This is a genomic window from Sphingobacterium micropteri (assembly GCF_014692515.1).
GTDB lineage: Bacteria > Bacteroidota > Bacteroidia > Sphingobacteriales > Sphingobacteriaceae > Sphingobacterium > Sphingobacterium micropteri.
Window position 1 is genome coordinate 114,044 of record NZ_JACOIK010000008.1, and the last position, 17,633, is coordinate 131,676.

The window sequence follows — 17,633 nt, forward strand, 5'->3', positions numbered from 1 at the left end:
GTTTGTCTTTCAGATGATTAAAATACCACATTCAATCCCGCCGTCCATGTGGTCGGAATAGGATACCCCCATCCCACATTTTCAGGATCTACGCCTGTAAATGCCTTTGATTTAGCCGTGAACAGATTTTGCCCCGTCACATAGAAGCGCAAACGACTCATACGTAGACGCGACACCAGGTCAGTAGGAAGCGTATATCCGAGCGACAAATTGCGTAATTTCAAATAGGAACCATTTTCTATATAGTATGTAGAAAGACGGCCTTCGTCATTGTTATTGGTTGTTTGCAAGGCCGGAATATCGGAACTGCTGTTTTGCGGTGTCCAAGCATTCAGCAAGCGTCTGCCTTTATTAGAATTCACATCGTCCACACTCCAAAAGTCAGTTTGCTTTTTCAACCAGTTTTCAACATCAATACCTTGCACACCTTGAAAATAAGCGGATAAGTCAAATCCCTTGTATTTAAGAGCCGCGTTCAAACTATACGAAAAATCAGGATGCGGATTACCTATCCAGGTCCGGTCAAGATCGGTAATTTCATTATCCGTATCATAAACATTCACATAACGCAAACGTCCAATACCCTTACCTGTCTGGTTAACATGCGCATTGACCTCATCTTGGTTTTGAAAGATACCGTCTGTCACGAATCCGTAGAATGAGCCCAATGGACGACCGATAATATTGTCACCTTGACGACCACCATACGAGTTTTCCACGGCTTCCGGCAAATGTGTTATCTTATTTTTATAAGTAGAAATGACCCCCGTTAATTCATAATCGAGGCCAAAAGCCGTCTTGTTACGATAACCTGTCGTCACGTCAATACCCTTGTTCTCCATGGAAGCACCATTTGCCCAACGATATCCTCCCTCACCCACGACGCCAATGTAGGCTGGATTAATTAACATATCCTTGGTGGCTTTTACATACCAATCAATAGAGCCGAACAAGTTTTGTCCGAAAAGTGAGAAGTCGAGACCGATATTGGTTTGTGTGGTTGTCTCCCATTTCAAATCGTCATTTTGGGTTTGGATTTTGCGATAACCCGACGGTAAAATACCCGAACCGTTTCCCGCCAAGTCATAAGCTGTTCCATTTACGATATCCCAAGTCGGGTCGGCGACACCATATTCCGGTACAAAGAGTGCATAGGTCGCTAAGTTATCAATACCTTGATTTCCGGTCTGCCCCCAGCCTACCCGTAGTTTTAAGTCAGAAATAAAGTTTTTGGTGCTTTCCATAAAACGTTCTTCCGAAATACGCCAACCTGCTGTTACTGCAGGGAAGGTTGCAAAACGGTTGTTTTTTCCGAAGCGTGAAGAACCATCGTGTCTAACGGTAAAAGAAGCCAGATAACGATCATCAAACACATAGTTTATTTTCCCGAAATAAGAAAGCAACGAGAAGCCTGTCGAACCGCCACCGACTGCAGCTGTTCCGGTACTGACACCCGGCCACATATATTCAGGTGTTTCAATAACGAACGCGCCTTCTCCTGCTGTATAAGCATTAAAGGAAATGTCCCGTTCTCTATTCATCTCCATACCACCCAATATGTCGAAAACATGTCTATCAATCGTTTTTCTGTAATTGGCGGTATTTGACCAAGTCCATTTCATGCCATGGCTCTGTTCCATATTAACACCCGTTCTGTTGTTATTCAGGAAACCAGATAGATAGGAAACCTCCATGTGACGCTTATAAAAATTACCATAGTCAACACCGTAACTGGTTCTCAAATGCAGATCCTTGATAATCTCTAAATTTGCATAAGCATTTCCGAAAAGCCGCCAATAATTGTAGGTGTTATTCCGATTGTCGTAAAGCAATCGTAAAGGATTATGCCGGTCATTCATCCCTTGCGAAGGGCCTCCCCAACCTATACCATCCACTGTATACACCGGAATAACCGGTAAAGCTTTTAATGAAAGATCGAGTACATCTCCCGGTACTTGCACTTCTCCTGTATTATTCACCGTGAAGTTTTCCCCTACGACCAGCTTTCCATCAAAAAATTTGTAGTCGGTATTTAGGCGAGCTGATATACGTTTAAAATTAGTATGCTTCAGCGTTCCGTTATTATGAAAATACCCCAACGAGAAAAATGAACTACTTTTGTCTGTTGCAGAACTAAACGAACCATTATAGGATTGAATCAATCCCGGTTTAGACACTTCGTCGAACCAATCGGTATCCGAAGCACGCATGGTCTGTCTATTGTCCAGAAATTGGGATACATAAATATGATCCAATTGCGGCTGACCGTCGGCATCGTTACTCCAATCAAACTGATAACCGATATTATTGCTATTTGGGTTAGCTCCACTGTTCATCATAGCCCGCCACATGGCTTGTCCATATTCCTGCGCGTTGAGTACCTCCATACGGTTGTTGAAAAAGGTGCTTGTCGCGAAGGCATCAAAGGTGATCTTTGGATCGCCTGATTTCCCTCTCTTGGTCGTGATAACAATAACGCCGTTTGCTGCTCGTGAACCGTAGATGCTTGCGGAAGACGCATCTTTTAATACTTGTATACTCTCAATATCATTCGAATTCAACTCATGCATTCCGCCCTGGGTAGGCACACCGTCAATAACGTACAAGGGGTCTTGGCTGCTATTTAAGGAACTAATCCCGCGCATACGCACCGTCGCTGCGCCACTGGGATTACCATCTGCCGTTACGGTCATCCCGGCAACACGCCCTTGTAGTGCTTTGATAGGATTATTTTCGGGCGCTTTCATCATTTCCGCTACGTTCACGACGGAAACTGCTCCAGTCAAATCTTTTTTGCGCTCGGTTTGGTAACCCGTCACGACGACTTCTTCCAATCCCTGTTCTATGCTGACCAAGCGAATCTCCATAAATCTTGCAGTTCCTGTAGCAACGGTTTGCGTTTCATATCCCACATAGGATACCTCTACGGATACGTTAGTGCCGGTTAGCTGCAACGTAAACTCCCCATTTTCATTCGTTTGTGTGGCCTGTTCTGTTCCTCTAACCACTAAAGATGCACCCACTATGGGCACTTCTGTACTGCTGTCTGTCACTCTTCCTTGAAGTGTTACCTGCTGTGCAAAGCTGGCAACAGAAAAAAGAACCATGTACAAAAGCAGTATTGCTTTCTTGTTTGTAAACATATAATCGGTTGCTTGTTAATTGAATAAATTATTTAAGTTTATTGTTATTAAGGTGTTTAATTTAATAGTTCATATTGTCTAACGAATTCAGCCACACAAACCTATTGATAGTAGGTGCATCGTAACTTGGACATGCACCTGTACTTTGTGTAACAAAGGCACTTAGCGTTGCGGCGAATTCCAACATTTCTTCTGGTGTCGCCTGTTTATCCTGACGGCAACGCTGCGAGAGAAAAGCCGCCAGAAAAGAATCGCCGCTACCAATAGTATCTCTTACTTCGACTTTTAACGCTGGAAAATGATAAGAGAATTTTCCCAACCAAGAATGATAAATGGCCCCTTTCGCTCCATAGGTTACAATAAGCTCGTTGACGCCAAATGTGGTCATGACGGCTTCGGCCTTTTGGGCGTCTGTATCGGTATCTGGTACGCCCAACCAAGTTGCTACAAAGCCCAACTCTTCCTCGTTCATCTTTACCAGATCAGCATAATAGAGTAGTTCAAAGATGCGATCTTTCGTATAATGCGGTGCACGCAAGTTTACATCCAGTACTTTGTAATTCGCTACTTTTATCAAGGTTTGAAGCGTTTGATAGCTGGTATTATGACGTGTGGATAAACTACCAAATACAAAAAAATCAGCTTTACTAACGGTTTCTATTTCTTTTTCTCCCCATGCAATATAATCCCACGCCACAGGAAAGACGATTTCGTAACGCACATCCCGGTTTTCGTCAATATGAACCTCCACTGTCGATGTTGGGTATTTATTATCTTTTTGGAAAAGCGTTAAGGGTATAGCCAATTCTGCACAAAGCGTTATAATTTCCTTTCCGTCTACATCATCGCCAACACGTGTAAGCATGTCGGTATGGATACCAAGCTTATTGAGGTGATACGCTACATTAAGTGGTGCACCACCTAATTTTCGTCCGGTAGGTAAGTTATCCCAAAGCACTTCACCGAAACAAACACCTTTGATATTTAGTATTTCGTTCTTCATGGTCATTTTCAATTAATGTAATGGCATCGTATCCCCCATATCCTCGAGCGACTTCCCTTTGGTTTCCGGCATCAATTTCCAAACATACAGTAGCTGTAGTACCATACATCCGGCGAAAATTAAAAATGTATACCCTCCCCCCAGTAATTCCGTTAGTGCAGGGAAACAAAATGTGATAATCGCCGCCATGACCCAATGGGTTAAACTTCCCAATGTCTGCCCTTTGGCTCGTACATCGTTGGGAAAAATCTCCGATATAAATACCCATATCACTGCCCCTTGTGAAAAGGCAAAAAAGGCTATAAATAACATCAGGTAGATGGTTACGGTCATGCCTGCGATAACCCCAGAGAAAAAAGCATACGATACCAGCGACAACGCGATAATCATGCCTATCGATCCGATAAACATTAACTTACGTCGTCCGACCTTATCAATAAAATTGATGGCCAGCAGGGTAAAAACAAAGTTGACTAAACCAATTCCAACTGTAGACAACAGGGAGCTTTGTGCGCCCAACCCGGCCATTTCAAAAACACGGGGTGCATAATAAATAATAGCGTTAATACCCGATACTTGATTAAATATAGCAAACAGAATCGCCAGCATTACGGGAAAGCGATTGGCTTTTGAAAATAGACGTCTCTCTCCTTTTGTTTGCGCCTTTTGTTGATTTTTCAGTATCAACTCGATATCATGCGCTGCTTGCACACCGCTTACTTTCTGCATAATCGCGGTTGCCTCCGCTTTTTTTCCACGGTGCAAAAGCAGCCAACGTGGGCTTTCAGGTACAAAGAAAATCAAAATGAAGAAGATAAGAGATGGGAAGGCCTGTACACCGAGCATCCAACGCCATGATTCCTCGCCGCCTTGTCCGATAAAATAGTTCGATAGATAAGCCACCAAGATTCCCAATACCACGTTAAACTGAAATAACCCTACTAATTTTCCTCGGGATTTAGCCGGTGAAATCTCGGATATATATATAGGTGCAGTTACAGATGATACCCCTACGCCAATACCACCTAAAAAACGGAAAATGATAAAGATATTCCAATCTTGTGCGAGCGCAGTGCCAATAGCTGAAAAGAAATAAAGTGCAGCTACCAAAAACAGGGTTGTTTTACGTCCTAATTTATCCGATGGATAGGCTCCCATCGCAGCACCTATAACCGTTCCTATTAAAGCTATGGCCATTGTTAAACCGTGTTGAAATTCGCTGAGCGACCAGAATATCTGGACGGCTTTTTCCGCGCCCGAGATAACGGCTGTATCAAAGCCGAATAAAAATCCACCTAACGCCACAACGAATGACCAGGCCAAAACTGTGTTTTTGTTCATGTTATTTTATTTACAACTGATTAATCCAAAATTAACATGAACTTCATCGCCGCCTAAAATAATAGCCGACAAATTATATCAAATTTGTATCCGTGATAATTATATCTTAAACATCTGCATATCAATTACTTAAAAACAATTAAAATATTTAATGATGTGAATTTTGCACCTTTTCTTTAGGTTATGTTACCTATATAAACAGCGGATAAAATGTGTATTTTAAACACTAAGCTTTCTTTTTTTGTTAAAAAAAACTAAACCTTTACCAAATATCGGACATCAACAGTCGTTTTAAAATATTGTGAAGATTCTTGAAGGCTGTTGAATACATATACGTTCTGAAAAAAACACGTATCTTGTCAAAGAAATTCAAAAAACGGGGATGTCAAGGCTTTATATTTTTTTTGCTTTCGTGATGCTTCTATGCTGTCATGCTTGTCAGCCGAGCGGAAACAATACACAGTTTACCATCGCGTTTTCACAGTGTATAGGTGATGACGCGTGGCGAGAAACCATGTTGGATGAAATGAAAAGGGAACTTTCCTTTTATCCGGACATCGAATTTATCTACCGTGACGCCGGTGGAGATAATCAAAAGCAGATACAGCAAATCAAAGAGCTACTCGAACAAGACATCGATCTACTCATTGTTTCCCCGAATGAAGCTGAACCGTTGACACCTATTGTCGATTCTGTTTTTCAAAGAAATATTCCAGTGATTGTCACCGACCGCAAAACATCCTCCGGTTTATATAACGCGTATGTTGGGGCGGACAACCTTGCGATTGGTAAACTAGCTGGACAGTTTATGGTGCACACGCTCAACGGACAGGGACAAATAGGTATCGTCACAGGGCTGAAAGGTACATCGGCATCTTTCGAACGGAAAAAAGGATTACTCGATGCATTAGATAGTGCAGGCGCGGTTCGTCTGGAGGTTGAAATACAAAGCGACTGGGAAAGGAATACCGCCTATGCACAAGCTAAACAGCATATTAAACAGCTTCTTGAGCAAGATATTATCCTGGCTTTTAATGACCAGATGGCTTTTGGTGTCATACAAGCACTCCGGGAAGCGGGGGAAAACCATAAAAGGGTTATCGGCATTGACGCTCTTCCAGGCGAAGGCAATGGCTTATCGGAAATTGTCAAGGGAACCTTGTTCGCTTCCATGCTCTACCCGACTGGTGGCACCGAGGCTATTCGCACCGCAATGGCCATTTTGCAACGTAAACCGTACCAACGGGATAATATATTGGGAACCATTGTCATCAATCAGGATAATGCTGAACTCATGATGTTGCAATCCAACAAGATACAAGAACAGCAGGAAGATATAGACAAACGGCAAGAACTTATTGTAGAACAGAATAAAATATACCGAAACCAACAGACGACATTGAATATTTTGATAACAAGCTTAGTACTAGCGGTGGTATTTGGGGGAATTTCGATTATCGTTATCAAAAGCAACTGGGAGAAAAACAAGCATCTTGAAAAACAAAACCAGGAAATACTTTCACAACAGCAACGGATTGTGGAGATGAATGAACAGATACGGACAGCTTCTGAAGCGCAAAGCAAGTTTTTCACGAATGTATCCCACGAATTTAAGACACCGCTTACGCTTATTCTTGCCCCTATGGAGGAATTGGAAAAAGAGAAAAACTTATCTTCTGAAGGCGCAGACCAACTGGCACGTATTAAACGGAATGCGAAGAAACTTCAAAACCTCGTTACCGATCTGATTGACATTCACCGTATTGACAAGGCCAAAAGAAAATTGAAGGCTACTCCTATACAAATTGACGCATTTGTCCAGCAGGTATTGGCAAGTTTTAAACCGCTATCACAAAAGAAACGTATATCGTTAAGCTATATCAGTAAAACACCCCTCAAGGAGATCTGGGTTGACGAGTATTTAATGGAACAGGCCCTTTCCAACCTGTTATCAAACGCTTTTAAATTCACGGCAACAGGAGGAAAGATAAGTGTGGTCGTAGAAGAAAACACTTTTGGGGATTATTTATACATTCGAGTCGTCGATAATGGAAGTGGTATTTCTGTTACGGACATCGATTATATCTTTGACAATTTTTATCAAGGTGAGCAGCATCTTTCTGGTTCGGGTATTGGTTTAGCCTATGTAAAGGAAATTGTAGAACTTCATCACGGACAAGTGACAGTTAGTAGTAAAAAAGGAGTCGGCTCGTCGTTTACATTACGGCTGCCAACAGGACACTTACATTTGTTAGAAGACGAAAAGAAAGGATTGACGGACAATACTTCAGCACGGCAAGCCGAACGCGAGGAACATATCCTAAACCTAGAGGAGTTGACCGAGGAAACGGCTTCTTTTTATTCCAGTAAGGCGGCTAATATTTTGGTTGTTGACGATCATCCGGATATCCGTCTGTTCTTGAAGGATATTCTCGAAAAAGAATACAATCTACTATTTGCTAAAAGCTATGTGGATGCTGTTGCAAAAATGGAACAAAGTTACCCGGATCTAATTGTGAGCGACATCATGTTACCCGATGGAAGTGGTTTAGATCTCTTAAAAATGATCAAAAACAGCCCACAGTTTAATAAAACCCCGGTACTATTGTTGAGCGCACTGGATACCGAAGAAAATAAAATTGAGGGAATGCGCTTGATGGCAGATGCTTACCTCACCAAACCCTTTCATGTTGATCACCTAAAAGCAGTGATAACCAACCTACTTACTTCCAGACGACAACTGAAAGAGCACTATACCAGTATTTTAGAGCCGGGAGAAACGGCAACAGATGTAAAACAACATACGACACAAAATAAGCGGTTTATGCAAAGTTTAGATATGGTTATCGAAGAACGTATTGGGGAAAGATCACTCAGTGTAGAAGATATTGCACAGGCGCTGAATATCTCGCGCGTACAGTTGTACCGAAAAACCAAGAGCCTATTGAACAGTAGTGTAAACGAATATCTTCTCCAACGTCGTCTAACCAAATCTAAGCATCTTTTATTAGAAGGGTTGCATATTAACGAAGTGGCCGAAAAAGTGGGTTTTTCCTCGGCGGCCTATTTTGCTGCAGCTTTCAAAAAACAATTTGGCATCACGCCCACCGCGTATAGAAAGGACAAGTTGAAATAATAAAGGGTTGACCAACGGCCAACCCTTTATTATTTCAACACCCCGAACTAAATCATTCCAACGCTCCGTTTGATAAAGGAGGTCAAATCCGCACCTTTTAACAGACCACGAGATAACAAGGCTAAATCAAAAGCCTGTTTCGCTAGTTGTGTTCCTTCCTCTTCGGAGCTTTCCAAAATGCGTTTGATCAAGGGATGGTTCCCATTGACAGTTACCTTATAATTATCAGGCAAAGTGCCGTAGAAGCCCATTCCGCCACCTGTTTTCGCCATATCTTTCATCCGGCGCATAAATTCGTCTTCTGTAACCGAAACAGGGAGACCATCCGTGTTTAGCGCGTCAACTTCCACCTTCATATCGGCTCTAGAAATCGCTTTCTCAAAGATTTCGGATGCTTTCTTGGATTCTTCTTCCGATAAGGATAACGTTTGTGTTTCCTCTTTCTGGATCAATTTGTCAACAACATCCGCATCCACACGCTTTGCCTGGATTTTTTCACCGCCTTTTTGTTCCAAATAGCCCACGAAATGATTGTCCAATTGACCATCCAATACCAATACATCGTAGCCTTTCTCTTTCACCGACGCAATGAAGCCATCCTGTTGCGACGGGTCATTGGTATACAGATATACAATATTACCATCTTTGTCGACTTGAATATCTTTTACTTTTTCGTAGTATTCTTTCAGCGTAAAGCTCTCTTTGTCGATATTAGACAACAGACAGAAATCATTGGCTTTTTCCGCAAACTTTTCATCGCTCAGCATACCATATTTGATAAAGAGCGCTATATCGTTCCATTTTTGCTCAAAGTTTTTACGGTCAGCTTTAAATATCTCATTCAACTTGTCGGCAACTTTCTTCGTGATGTAATTGTTAATTTTCTTCACGTTGCTATCAGCCTGTAAGAAAGAACGGGATACGTTCAATGGAATATCTGGTGAATCGATGACACCTTGTAGCAACATCAAAAATTCCGGCACGATGTCTTTCACCTCGTCGGTAATGAATACCTGACGGGAATACAACTGAATTTTATTCCGCTGAATGTCCATTTCGTTCTTTACTTTCGGGAAATACAGGATACCCGTTAAGTTAAAAGGATAATCAACATTGAGGTGTATCCAGAACAAAGGTTCATCCATCGAATAAGGATACAACTCGCGATAGAATGCTATATAATCTTCATCTTTTAGCTCGGATGGCGCTTTTGTCCATGCCGGTGTTGTATTGTTGATAATATTATCAACTTCAACCGATGTGTATTTTGGTTTACCTTCCTCATCTTCGCCATCTGGCTGTGATTCTGTTTTTGTTCCAAACCGCACAGGAATTGGTAAGAAACGAGCATATTTATTCAAAATCTCGCTTAGACGGCCTTCATTCAAAAACTCTTGCGATTCTTCGTTAATATGGAGAATGACATCGGTACCACGTTCGGTACGCGTACCTTCGCTTATCTCGTAAGAGGTACTACCATCACAGGTCCAGTGTGCTGGCTCCGCACCTTCTTGATGGGATAGCGATTGAATTTCCACTTTATCGGCCACCATAAAAGCAGAATAGAAACCTAGACCAAAACGACCGATAATCTCGTTAGCATCGTTTGCTTCCTTAAATTTCTCCATAAACTCTGTAGCACCTGAAAATGCTATCTGGTTAATGTATTTTTTGATCTCTTCCGCCGTCATGCCGATACCACGATCGGAGATGGTAATCGTTTTAGCATTTTCATCAAATTTCACGTCGATGGTCAGATCGCCCAACTCACCTTGAAACTGCCCCAAAGAAGATAATCTTTTTATTTTTTGAGAAGCATCAACAGCGTTGGAGACCAACTCACGTAAAAAAATCTCATTATCGGAATAAAGAAACTTTTTGATCACCGGAAAAATATTCTCGGTATGAATCGAAATACTACCTTTTTCTTGCATATATGTTTTAGTTTTTGTCTATAAAAAATCAAGAACAGTTTTATCAAGGAGTATTCCATTTATTTTTTTTAGGACAGGATGACAGTTATCGAAAGAAAAAATGTAATTTAGACAGTCGTGAAAATGGAAAAACAATTCGTAAAAGATGTACCTATGATGAAGTCTACCTTTATTTCTTATATTTTGACAACAATATTCGCCTGTAATACCCCGCAACAATCTGAACAGATGAGATACGAAACAATCGGCAGCGTAATACGCTATGATCTAACTTTAGATGCTATTATCGACAGCTCCGCAAGGGCAGAAATTATTGCCGAAGGCTTCGAATGGAGTGAAGGACCATTATGGGTGGAAAGTGAGCAAATGTTATTGTTTTCGGATGTACCCACGAATACAATTTACAAATGGACAGCAGAAACGGGAAGTGAAGTTTATCTAAAACCAAGTGGTGATACGGGTGACAATCCCAACCGACGTAAAGAGCCCGGTAGCAACGGTTTATTGTTGAACGACGCAGGAAACTTGGTGTTATGCCAACATGGTAACCGTCAGGTTGCCCGAATGGATGCTCCGTTGGCACAACCTCAAGCGACTTTCCAGACATTAGCCGATAAATATGCTGATAAACGTCTAAGCAGTCCGAATGATGCCGTGTACAATAAAACTGGTGAATTATTCTTCACAGATCCGCCATATGGACTGCCTACACAGCGTGATAATGATCCAGAAAAGGAAATACCTTTTAACGGCGTATATAAAGTAAGACAAAATGGCGAGGTCATATTGTTGACTGATCAGATTAGTAAACCCAATGGTATCGCATTCTTCCCGGATGGAAAAAAGTTGTTGATTGGTAATTCTGATCCTAACGCTGCGGATTGGTATATACTGGACTTGGTGGACACGATCGTGACGCCAAAATTATTTTACAGTGCGACGAACGAACGTGCAGGGTTGAAAGGATTACCGGACGGGCTTAAGATAGACAGCAAAGGGACTGTTTATGCGAGTGGTCCAGGTGGTGTATGGATATTCAACAGCACGGGCAAAGTACTGGGTAAAATAGCATTGGATAATCCCGCTTCCAATGTGGCGCTATCTGCCGATGAGAAAACGCTATATATTACAAATAGTGATAAGATTTTACGGGTGAAGTTGAAATACTAAACCCGCTATACAAAAACACCAAAGCTTTTTTGCACCAACTGAGCCAGTTGATCAACAGGGATAGCAGGCTGTGGTCCATCCTTGGTCGTCCACTCTTTTGTAGCGGGATTAAACCCTAAAGTATAATGAATATCCTCGTCCTCAACAACGGCAAAAAAATGCGTTTGAGGGTTGTATGTAACTTGGAAATTGATGGTCGTGCCGTTAACTTCCTGTGTAAATTCTCTACTTAAATTCATAGCTCTCTATATATTAGTGACGCATAAAGATACTTAAAAAATAATATCAAACCTGTAAAAGGCCCCGAAAACCACGGGCGCCGTAGTAGGATTCCGCACCATTGTGGTAAATAAACACATGGCCATAACGCCAATCCCCGAAAATAGCACCGCCTTTTTTCCGGATTGCAGATGGCGTCAATACCCAGCTGGAAGTTTTCGTATCAAACTTTCCAAGCCTTTGTAAAGTGCGATACTGCTCTTCTGTTAAAAGATCGATACCCATTTCAGCAGCCATTCCTACCGCGCTATGTTTGGGTTTATGTTCTTTTCTGGATTCCAGTGCTTCCGGATCATAACAGACGCTTCTTCGTCCCTTAGGACTTTCCGCCACACAATCACAAAAAACATATTTATCTTTTTCTTTATCGTAACCAATTACATCCGGTTCACCGCCCGTTTCTTCCATTTGATGAAGCGACCAAAGCTTTTTTGGACTTGCCAGGAGTCTTTCCTGTATATTTGTCCAGTCCAAATCAGTATGACGATCTTTATTTTTTTCAAATCGGGTTTTCAAGACATCAAGAAGCTCGTCTATTTGTGCTTGGGGCAGTTTTGTTTTGTTACTCATGGTATAGCACTGTTTCGTTGAAAAAACGAATATACAATAAATCTGTTTTATGCGAAGATAAAAAAAGCCGGTCTTCCTATAAAAGCCGGCTTTAAAACTTTTTTAATGTACTTCTTAGAGTTGCTTACTTAACTTCTCTACCAAAACAGATTTTGGCACTGCGCCAATCTGTTTGTCGACAATTTCACCGTTTTTGAAGAACAACAACGCTGGGATATTGCGAATACCATACTTAACGGAAATATCAGGATTATTATCCACATTCACTTTTCCCACTATTGCTTTTCCGTCATATTCTGTTGCGATTTCATCTACTATAGGACCAACCATACGGCAAGGACCACACCATTCTGCCCAAAAATCAATTAAAACTGGTTTGTCTGATTTAAGAACAAGCTCTTCAAAATTGCTGTCTGTAATTTCTAATGCCATAATATTTAATTTTTCTGATTTCTATAACCTAATAAACAAAGATAGAAATTTGACTATAGATAATCGTCATTCCCTCTTCACAAATTTTTATAGCCTATCAATTTAATTTATAGCGCACGCCTTCAAATTTATCAAATCCTTCCAAAAAATCATTTGTTAAGTGTATTTTCAACGATTTGGCAGGCATTTCAATAGCAAGCTCATCCTGCATATCTAAGATTTTGAACTTCAACTGACAATTAGACTCTACCCCTTCCTCCTTTGTAGATTCAACCAACCTATACATTTGTTGGACAAACTGATCATTCAATACATGCAGCGGGCATTCGATCGTAAACGATTTCGCCATTTTATCCCGTAAATCGGAAAGTAGTTGGATATTTTTTAACTCAAAGCCCCAATTACCTGCCTGCCTAAATCGCTCTTGTACCAATCCTCTGATCTGGACAAAGAACCCTTCCTGTAGATATCCTCGGAATTTGACGTAATCTTCGCCAAACACCATAATCTCAAAGGATTCACTATAATCTTCTATAATAAACGAACCAAACGGTTTGCCGGATTTTGCGACTCTATGATTAGCGACGGCGATAATACCACCAACAACCACCTCCTTATTTTTAATTCGGTTAAACTCCAACAATACTTCTTCCTCTACTTCACTTGCTTTGACCTTGTTTATCAATTGGAGATCGATTACTTTATTGTGGCAAAAATGCTTGATCTCAAACTTATAGTTATCCAGCGGATGGCTTGTTAAATAGATACCAATAACATCTTTTTCATATTTAAGCTTTTCGATAAGCCCCCAAGCATGGCAAGGCGCCAATACCGGTTCGGGTAGTTCGGTTGCTGCGGATCCACCAAAGAGACTTGCTTGTGCCGAATTTTCGTTTTCTTTTATCCGATGCCCATACTTAATCGCTTTTTCCAATCCCGTGGAGTTATCACCGTCTACATGAAAATACTGCGCCCGATGGGTATTGGTAAAACTATCAAAACCACCGGCGTAGGCTAAACTTTCAAATGCTTTCTTATTTGCGGCACGCAGATCTACGCGTTTGGCAAGGTCGAACACAGATTTATACTTACCATCTTTTTCGCGTGTTTGAACAATGGTGTCCACCGCTCCAGCACCTACACCTTTCACCGCCCCCATTCCGAAACGAATCGCTCCCTGGTCGTTCACCGTAAATTTATAATACGACTCGTTCACATCCGGACCAAGTACCTGCAACCCCATCCGTCGACATTCTTCCATAAAGAATGTCACCGTTTTGATATCGTTCATGTTGTTGGATAACACCGCTGCCATATATTCCGCCGGATAATGGGCTTTAAGATAGGCCGTTTGATACGCTACCCAAGCGTAACAGGTAGAGTGTGATTTATTGAAGGCATAAGATGCAAAGGCCTCCCAGTCTGTCCATATTTTTTCCAGTGTTTTCGCATTGTGCCCATTTGCAGCTGCCTGCTCCACAAACTTTGGCTTCATCTTATCCAAAACGGCTTTCTGCTTCTTACCCATCGCCTTCCGCAAAACGTCCGCATCACCCTTAGAAAAGCCTGCCAACTTTTGCGACAGAAGCATCACTTGCTCCTGATAAACGGTGATACCATACGTTTCCTGTAGGTACTCTTCACACGCTTCCAAATCATAGGTAATAGGCTCTATCCCGTGTTTTCGTTTAACGAAAGACGGAATATATTCCATCGGCCCCGGACGGTATAACGCGTTCATTGCAATCAAGTCGGCAAATACCGTGGGTTTCAACTCTTTCATGTACTTCTGCATTCCCGGAGATTCGTATTGGAACACACCAACTGTCTCTCCACGTTGGAACAGCTCATACGTCAACAAATCATCAATCGGGAATTTATCCGGATCAAGTTCAACACCATGACGTAATTTCACGTTGGCAACAGTATCCTTAATCAGCGTAAGGGTCTTTAGTCCCAAGAAGTCCATCTTCAATAAACCGGCACTCTCTACCACCGAGTTATCAAATTGTGTAACGTACAGATCAGAGTCTTTTGCCAGCGATACGGGAACAAACTTGGTGATATCGTCGGGTGTGATGATTACGCCACAAGCGTGAATTCCCGTGTTCCGCATCGAACCCTCCAAAACACGGGCCTGCTTGATAGTTTCTGCTTCCAATCCTGCGCCATCAGCCAATGATTTTAAACGGTTGACGGCTTCTAGTTCTTCCGAGCGCAACACTTCTTTCATCGCCTTCTCATCCATCGAGAAAATCTTGTTCAGCTTGAGATTGGGAATAAGTTTTGCAATCTCATTGGCATCTTGCAGCGGTAAATCAAGCACACGTGCCGTATCCCGGATAGAAGACTTCGCCGCCATCGTACCGTATGTGATGATTTGCGCAACCTGTGACGCACCGTATTTATCGATAACGTATTGCATGACACGGCTTCGTCCCTCATCGTCAAAGTCGATATCAATATCGGGCATGGAAACACGGTCGGGATTCAAGAAGCGCTCAAAAAGCAAGTCGTATGCGATAGGATCTAAATTGGTAATTTTCAAACAATAGGCCACAGCTGAACCGGCGGCTGAACCACGACCTGGTCCTACCGACACGCCCATTTTCCGGGCAGCAGCAATAAAATCATGTACAATAAGGAAATAGCCCGGATACCCTGTTCTTTCGATCGTTTCCAACTCGAAATCCAAACGTTCCCGAATACTATCCGTTATCTCTTCATAACGTTCTTTCGCACCTTCATATGTCAAATGGCGTAGGTATGCATTTTCACCGCGCTTCCCACCATCCAAGTCGTCCTCCGCGTGTTGAAACTTCTCCGGAATGATAAATTTGGGCAAGAGGACGTCTCTGTTTAAAGAATAAACCTCAATTTTATCTAAAATCTCCTGTATATTGACAATGGCATCTGGAACATCAGCAAAAACTTGCTTCATCTCCGCAGCCGACTTAAAATAGTACTCCTGATTGGGTAACCCGAACCGAAAGCCACGTCCTCTCCCTTTTGGTGTTGATAATTTTTCGCCATCCTTCACACAAAGTAAAATGTCGTGCGCATGCGCATTGTCTTTGCTGACGTAATAGGTATTATTCGTCGCAATCAGCTTAACATTATGTTTTCGGGCTAATTGGATAAGTGTTTGATTGACGCGATCTTCATCTTCCTGCCCATGGCGCATCAGTTCAATATAGAAATTATCTTCAAACTGTTCCTTCCACCACAGCAAAGCCTCTTCCGCCTGCGTTTCACCAATGTTCAGTACTTTGCTAGGTATCTCGCCATACAAGTTACCAGAGAGCACCATAATGTCTTCTTTATACTGCTCAATTACGGATCTGTCAATACGAGGAACATAATAGAATCCTTCTGTATAGGCAATCGATGCCATCTTTGCCAGGTTATGATACCCTTTTAAATTCTTTGCCAAGAAGACAACCTGATAACCGTTATCTTTTCTTGATTTATCTGTTCTGTTTTCACAAACATAAAACTCACACCCCACGATGGGTTTAATTGCTCGACCTATCGGTGACTCTCCACGTTCTAATGCTTCCGCATTTTTTGCCTCAATTTCCTTATTATACCCAAGTACTCTATTCACAAAATGAAAAGCCCCCATCATATTACCGTGGTCGGTAAGGGCCACTGCCGGCATATTCGCCTTTGCTGCGGCTTCTACTAATGCTGGGATAGAGATGGTCGACTGCAATACGGAAAACTGCGAATGGTTATGCAAATGGGCAAATTCCGCGTCCTCCAGCGCTTTCTTCAGTTCTTCGTCTATAACCGTGGTAGGCTCATCTGTCTTTTGCGCAGCACGAATAGCATCTGATGCGGCTTTTAGATTGATATGTTTTAACCCTACAGAAGCAATGGTATCGGGGTTATGTTGTCTAAATTCAACAAAATACCCCGTGTCTACTTGTAGTTCTTCCAGTGTAAAAACTTCCCGTCTAACGAGCTCAAAAAAACAACGCGTTGTTGCTTCCACATCGGCGGTAGCATTATGCGCTTCGGCAAATGGAACACCAAATAAGTAGTTATGAAGTTCGGTAAGGTTTGGTAGTTTATAACGTCCACCGCGTCCGCCCGGAAGTTTCAGCAATTCGGCCGTAACCTCTGTACACGTGTCCAATATAGGCATACTTGCTAAAGGAGAGTTGACCTCGTAACGATAGAGTTCACTTCCCATAATATTGATATCAAACCCTATATTCTGTCCGACGACAAACTTAGCCTTTGCTAACGCCGTGTTAAATTTGTCCAATACATCGACTAGCGGGACACCTTCATTTTCGGCTAACTCCGTGGAAATACCATGAATCTTTTCGGAATCGTATGGAATGTTAAAGCCATCCGGTTTAATCAAATAGTCCTGATGCTCTATGAGGTTCCCCATTTCATCATGTAGCTGCCATGCTATCTGTATACAGCGCGGCCAGTTATCCGTATCTGTAATGGGTGCATCCCAACGCTTCGGTAAACCTGTAGTCTCGGTATCAAAAATTATATACATCAAATTCCCTTTCTCTTCTCCACAAAATTAAAAAATAAAGATACGGAATGGAGGTGTTTGGAAACAAAACATTTTCCTTATTTTGTATTGGAATGTAATTTGA

10 protein-coding genes are annotated in these 17,633 nt (G+C 41.9%); 2 read left to right on the top strand and 8 right to left on the bottom strand.

What is annotated here, in order from left to right:
- Positions 1–17: 17 nt before the first annotated feature.
- From H8B06_RS12345 to H8B06_RS12355, 3 genes are all read right to left on the bottom strand, one after another.
- A complete protein-coding gene (locus H8B06_RS12345; RefSeq protein WP_190994579.1) occupies positions 18–3,143 on the bottom strand; it encodes a SusC/RagA family TonB-linked outer membrane protein in 3,126 nt (1,041 codons plus the stop codon).
- A 61-nt stretch (positions 3,144–3,204) separates the two neighbouring features.
- Positions 3,205–4,146: a carbohydrate kinase family protein gene (locus H8B06_RS12350; protein WP_190994580.1), complete on the bottom strand. Its 942-nt coding sequence runs from the start codon at positions 4,144–4,146 to the stop codon at positions 3,205–3,207.
- 12 nt (positions 4,147–4,158) lie between these two features.
- Positions 4,159–5,487, bottom strand: coding sequence for a sugar porter family MFS transporter (locus tag H8B06_RS12355; RefSeq protein WP_190994581.1), 1,329 nt, complete (start codon positions 5,485–5,487; stop codon positions 4,159–4,161).
- Positions 5,488–5,869: 382 nt separating this feature from the next.
- Between H8B06_RS12355 and H8B06_RS12360 the strand changes: the two genes are divergently transcribed.
- Positions 5,870–8,623, top strand: coding sequence for a substrate-binding domain-containing protein (locus tag H8B06_RS12360; protein ID WP_190994582.1), 2,754 nt, complete (start codon positions 5,870–5,872; stop codon positions 8,621–8,623).
- Between the two features lie 47 nt (positions 8,624–8,670).
- Here the strand turns inward: H8B06_RS12360 and htpG are convergent, their stop codons facing one another.
- On the bottom strand, positions 8,671–10,557 hold the full coding sequence (gene htpG, locus H8B06_RS12365) for a molecular chaperone HtpG (RefSeq protein ID WP_190994583.1): 1,887 nt from the start codon (positions 10,555–10,557) through the stop codon (positions 8,671–8,673).
- 228 nt (positions 10,558–10,785) lie between these two features.
- Here htpG and H8B06_RS12370 point away from each other — a divergent pair, with 228 nt between their 5' ends.
- Complete coding sequence (locus tag H8B06_RS12370) at positions 10,786–11,727, top strand: SMP-30/gluconolactonase/LRE family protein (RefSeq protein WP_190994584.1); 942 nt, start codon at positions 10,786–10,788, stop codon at positions 11,725–11,727.
- Between the two features lie 5 nt (positions 11,728–11,732).
- Here H8B06_RS12370 and H8B06_RS12375 read toward each other — a convergent pair whose 3' ends face one another.
- The 4 genes from H8B06_RS12375 to dnaE form a co-directional block, all read right to left on the bottom strand.
- A complete protein-coding gene (locus tag H8B06_RS12375; protein WP_190994585.1) occupies positions 11,733–11,966 on the bottom strand; it encodes a hypothetical protein in 234 nt (77 codons plus the stop codon).
- Between the two features lie 46 nt (positions 11,967–12,012).
- Positions 12,013–12,576: a DUF4256 domain-containing protein gene (locus H8B06_RS12380; protein ID WP_190994586.1), complete on the bottom strand. Its 564-nt coding sequence runs from the start codon at positions 12,574–12,576 to the stop codon at positions 12,013–12,015.
- Between the two features lie 114 nt (positions 12,577–12,690).
- Positions 12,691–13,008: a thioredoxin gene (gene trxA / locus H8B06_RS12385; protein ID WP_130140257.1), complete on the bottom strand. Its 318-nt coding sequence runs from the start codon at positions 13,006–13,008 to the stop codon at positions 12,691–12,693.
- 97 nt (positions 13,009–13,105) lie between these two features.
- Positions 13,106–17,530, bottom strand: a complete 4,425-nt coding sequence (gene dnaE, locus H8B06_RS12390) for a DNA polymerase III subunit alpha (protein WP_190994587.1) — start codon at positions 17,528–17,530, stop codon at positions 13,106–13,108.
- Positions 17,531–17,633 lie beyond the last annotated feature (103 nt).